At 35.8% G+C, this 4125-nt stretch carries 3 protein-coding genes and 1 pseudogene; 2 read left to right on the top strand and 2 right to left on the bottom strand.

Features of this window, described 5'->3' with window-relative positions; all coding sequences use genetic code 11:
• Positions 1 to 52 precede the first annotated feature (52 nt).
• On the top strand, positions 53 to 676 hold the full coding sequence (locus tag F6K13_RS21575; protein WP_338043240.1) for a Uma2 family endonuclease: 624 nt from the start codon (positions 53 to 55) through the stop codon (positions 674 to 676).
• A 671-nt stretch (positions 677 to 1347) separates the two neighbouring features.
• On the opposite strand, the gene F6K13_RS21570 is transcribed toward F6K13_RS21575, so the two are convergent.
• Positions 1348 to 3219 carry a transglycosylase domain-containing protein gene (locus tag F6K13_RS21570; RefSeq protein WP_240039135.1) on the bottom strand — a complete coding sequence of 624 codons (1872 nt, stop codon included), beginning with the start codon at positions 3217 to 3219 and terminating at the stop codon, positions 1348 to 1350.
• Between the two features lie 384 nt (positions 3220 to 3603).
• Here F6K13_RS21570 and F6K13_RS21565 point away from each other — a divergent pair, with 384 nt between their 5' ends.
• Complete coding sequence (locus F6K13_RS21565) at positions 3604 to 3726, top strand: hypothetical protein (RefSeq protein WP_287288333.1); 123 nt, start codon at positions 3604 to 3606, stop codon at positions 3724 to 3726.
• On the opposite strand, the pseudogene F6K13_RS21560 reads toward F6K13_RS21565, so the two are convergent.
• A pseudogene (locus F6K13_RS21560) lies at positions 3690 to 3945 on the bottom strand (ATP-binding cassette domain-containing protein); the annotation flags it as partial. The gene F6K13_RS21565 and the pseudogene F6K13_RS21560 overlap by 37 nt on opposite strands.
• Positions 3946 to 4125 lie beyond the last annotated feature (180 nt).

Here is a 4125-nt window from a genome sequence, read left to right as displayed (position 1 = left end):
GGGTGGGTTGACTCCTAAATAATTAAGATTAATATCATACACTAATTCACCAATGCCAAATAACAATACTCTTGAAAAAAATATGCAAATTCAGACACGCAAGAAAGTATATACTCCAGAAGAATATCTATTATTAGAAGAAAATGCTGAAGATAAACATGAATATCTAGATGGAGAAATAATATCAATGACAGGTGGAACTACTAATCATAACGAAATTGCCAGTAATTTTTGTGCTTACTTAAAGTTTGCTTTAAAAGGCAAAAATTATCGTGTATTTATCGGTGATGTTCGTTTATGGATACCCGATTATAATTTATATACTTACCCCGATATTATGATAATTGAAGATCAACCAATCTATCATCAAAGTCGTACAGATACAGTTACTAACCCTTTCATAGTTGTTGAAGTATTATCAAAATCAACAGCAAATTATGACCGAGGGGATAAGTTTAAATTTTATCGGTCAATTCCTGAGTTTAAAGAGTATATTTTGATTGACCAATATCAGTTTTATATCGAACAGTATGTTAAAACTTCTGAGGATAAATGGGAAGTTACATATTATGAATCTGAAGGGTCAAGTTTAAAGTTAACTGCTCTAGATTTTGAAATAACATTTAGCGACCTTTATGAAAGAGTTGATTTTAATAATCAAGGTGAAGAAAGATAATTTTTATTGTGATGAAGATATGAAGTATATGTATTTGGGAATTTAGAGAATGCTTCTGATATTAATAATCTCAGTTTTCCCGTTTTAAATAATTATTTATGGGCGATATTGGTAGAGGGGGAAAGGTTGATATTTTATGTGGCCATGTTAGATAAATTAGAAGTCTAAAATCGATACGGAACGGAGTAATTAATAGTTATGAAGGTTAATTATTTAGGGATAACTAATAGAATAAACCCCTCCAATTTATGAAGGGGTATTGTTGTATTTTATTGGTTGTTTTTAGGAGATTTTTCCTAGCTTTTTATCTTTATTAATTGGTTTAATTTTAATCTAGATATTCTCATTGTTTCCTAAAAAATGGGGTGACCCCTAACTTTTGTTTACTTACAATAATAAGTAGTACTAATCACCCCCATAAAGCAATAGCAAATCAGAATCTTTACTGAATCTTTATATAGTTAATTTTTGTAAATAAAGTAGAGACATTCCCAGGAGTTTGAAAATAAACTTAACCCTCAGTAATCCTGAAGACTTAAAAATAAAGTCAGGGCAATTGATAAGCTTGGGAAATTTTGAACGACAGAGTTGCGGAAAGGCGATATTGTTGACGCAACGCTTCACGATCGCTACTACAGAAGAAAAAACTCTTACGCTTTTATTGAAGATATCTAATAATTTCTATCGTAATCATTCTTCTCATTCACATCCCTACCATCAGGCCCAATCTTCCCGTACCTCATCCATTTTGGCTCCACAGGTCTAGCTTCAATAGTAGGTTCGCGGTCGTAAAAACTGGGTCTGTCAGGAAAATCTTTAACAGGTATATCCTCAACTACCTGTTTCATAAACTGTCGCCAATTAAAAGCTGCTGTACTACTGACACCCCAGGTTGGTTTATTATCATCATTCCCTAACCATATTCCAGTTGCCACTTGGGGAATATAACCAATAAACCATAAGTCTCGTGCATCCTCAGTTGTACCCGTTTTGCCTGCTACAGGTCGGTCGTACAAATAAGCATTCGTACCACTACCATATTTAACTACATTTTCTAACATCCAGGTAACTATTGCAGCACTGCCGCGGTCTAAAACCTGCTTTGGTTGAGCATAAGCTTCATAAACAACTTGACCATTTTGATTAATTATTCTTTTAATTCCGTGAGCACCAATAAACTTACCCTCTGCCGCCAAAGTAGCATAAGCATTTGTTAACTCTAATAAATTTACTTCCCAAGTACCCAACGCCATAGAATATGTAGCCTTGACCTCAGATTTAATTCCCATATCCTCAGCTAACTTCATCACAGGTTCAAATCCCACATCCATCAATACCTGTACCGCTACCACATTCACAGAATAAGCCAAAGAATCAATCATCGATCGCCATCCACCATACTTTTTACCATAATTTTTTGGCTTATAACCATCCACTGTAAAGGGTACATCTCGATAACCATCAGTGGGAGGAAAACCAGCAGCAACTGCAGCAGCATAAACAAAACTTTTAAAAGTCGAACCTGGTTGACGTTGTGCTTGAATAGCGCGGTTAAATTCGCTCTCGGCAAAATCTCGACCTCCTACCAACGCCTTAACTTCCCCGGTGGTAGTCTCAATGGCGACTAATGCTGCTTGATCGAATCTTTGGCGAGCACCATCAATATCAACAGCATCTTGAATTACCTGTTCCCCTATTTCTTGCCAATTGCGATCCAATGTAGTTTCTATTGTCAAACCACCTGCTTCTATGACTTCTTGAGAAACATATTTCGGTAACTCCTTCTGAATATAGTTAGCAAAATAGGGAGCTTCAACTATCAAACGTTTTGGCGCACTGGGTTGTACTTCTATTGGTTTAGCGATCGCTATCTCAGCTCTCTGTTGAGAAATCAAACCTGCTTCTTGCATTACCCCCAACACGATATTTCGACGATTTTTAGCTGCTTCTGGACTTACTAAGGGTGAATATTCACTGGGTGCTGGTGGCAAACCTGCTAAAGTTGCCATTTCTGCTAAACTTAGTCCCGAAACTGGTTTACTAAAGTAGACCCAGGCAGCATCAGTCACTCCATAAGCACCAGAACCGAGATAGACTATATTCAGATATAATTCTAGAATTTCTTCTTTGGATAACTCCCGCTCCATTTTCCAAGCTAGCATTGCTTCTCGGAGTTTACGCCAGATAGTTTGTTCCATATCTAGGAAAACCATCCGTGCTAACTGTTGTGTGATACTACTACCTCCCTGCACAACATCTCTGGCAATTAAGTTGGAAACAAGTGCTCGAATAACTCCCTGATAATCAACTCCTGTATGTTGATAAAAGCGTCTATCTTCAATAGCAATAAAAGCTTGAACTAAGGGAGCAGGAATATCTTCTAATTTAATTTTTTCTCTGGTAGCAGGTCCTGTTTGTTGGATAATTTTACCATCGGCGGCTTTTATTGTTAAAGTGCCGTCTCTACTATAGGAAGAAATATCGGCAATATCTGGTAAACTTTGCTTTAATTTCAGCCAAGTTATTCCACCATAAATGATCATACTACCTATTCCGACACCACCTAATCCTAACCAAAATTTACGACGACCTAAAATTTCTTTGATATTTTTTATATTAACTGTTCTGGCAATTTTTTCTACAACCAACTTTGTGCTTTTTCTGTTGTTTTTTCCGCTACTACCTTGAGAGATATTATCTATTTTTTCCTGTTTGTTTGGATTGTCAACTTTTGGTGCTTGTAAGGGAGATTGAAATTTTTTACTCAACATATTTGATACAGAGCGGAAGTTATTATTTTTGCTAACTTTAGGCTTTATATATTGAGATTTTTTAATAAAATCTTGCTCTGTTTCTGATAATATTTCTCTTGTATTTTCAATTTTTTTATCTTTCACTTTATCCTCTTATACCAATTTGATAAATGTTTGCTACAAATACGCACGGTTGTTTCTAGTAGTCAGGACGAATGGCCATTTGCTCCTACATACGGTAGTTTAAAAGTAAGTTTGCCAATTAAATCTACATCACAAATAGTTGAAAGTCGATGAGCAATAACCAAGCTAGTACGTCCTTGAAAAAGATTCTTTACAGACTCTTGAATTAATTTTTCTGACTCAGAATCTAAAGCTGAAGTTGCTTCATCTAAAATGACAATTTGGATTTTTTAGCAAAACTCGGGCGATCGCTATTCTTTGTCTTTGTCCTCCTGATAGTTTCACTCCTTGCTCGCCAATAATAGAGTTATAACCATCAGGAAAATTCATAATGTCGAAGCAGGTTCTTGTCCTACAAATAATATCATGTCCGGATAATTAGTTATAAAAAAACTTTCTCCTTCTTCTCCTGTTGTTCTTCTTTATTACCTCTTTCCTCCTGACTCCTGAGGACTGACTCCTGAGGACTCCGTAGTTATTTATTTATCACTGTTTAACCGGACATGATATAAG

It is taken from the genome of Okeania sp. SIO2B9, from assembly GCF_010672505.1.
GTDB classification, from domain to species: domain Bacteria; phylum Cyanobacteriota; class Cyanobacteriia; order Cyanobacteriales; family Microcoleaceae; genus Okeania; species Okeania hirsuta.
The sequence above is the reverse complement of the archived record's forward strand: the minus strand, read 5'-3'. Positions and strand labels throughout refer to the sequence as shown.

Excerpts from the sequence above, each read along its gene's own strand:
- F6K13_RS21575 (WP_338043240.1), top strand. The coding sequence starts at position 53 with ATGCCAAATAACAATACTCTTGAAAAAAATATGCAAATTCAGACACGC.
- F6K13_RS21570 (WP_240039135.1), bottom strand. The coding sequence starts at position 3,219 with ATGATCATTTATGGTGGAATAACTTGGCTGAAATTAAAGCAAAGTTTA.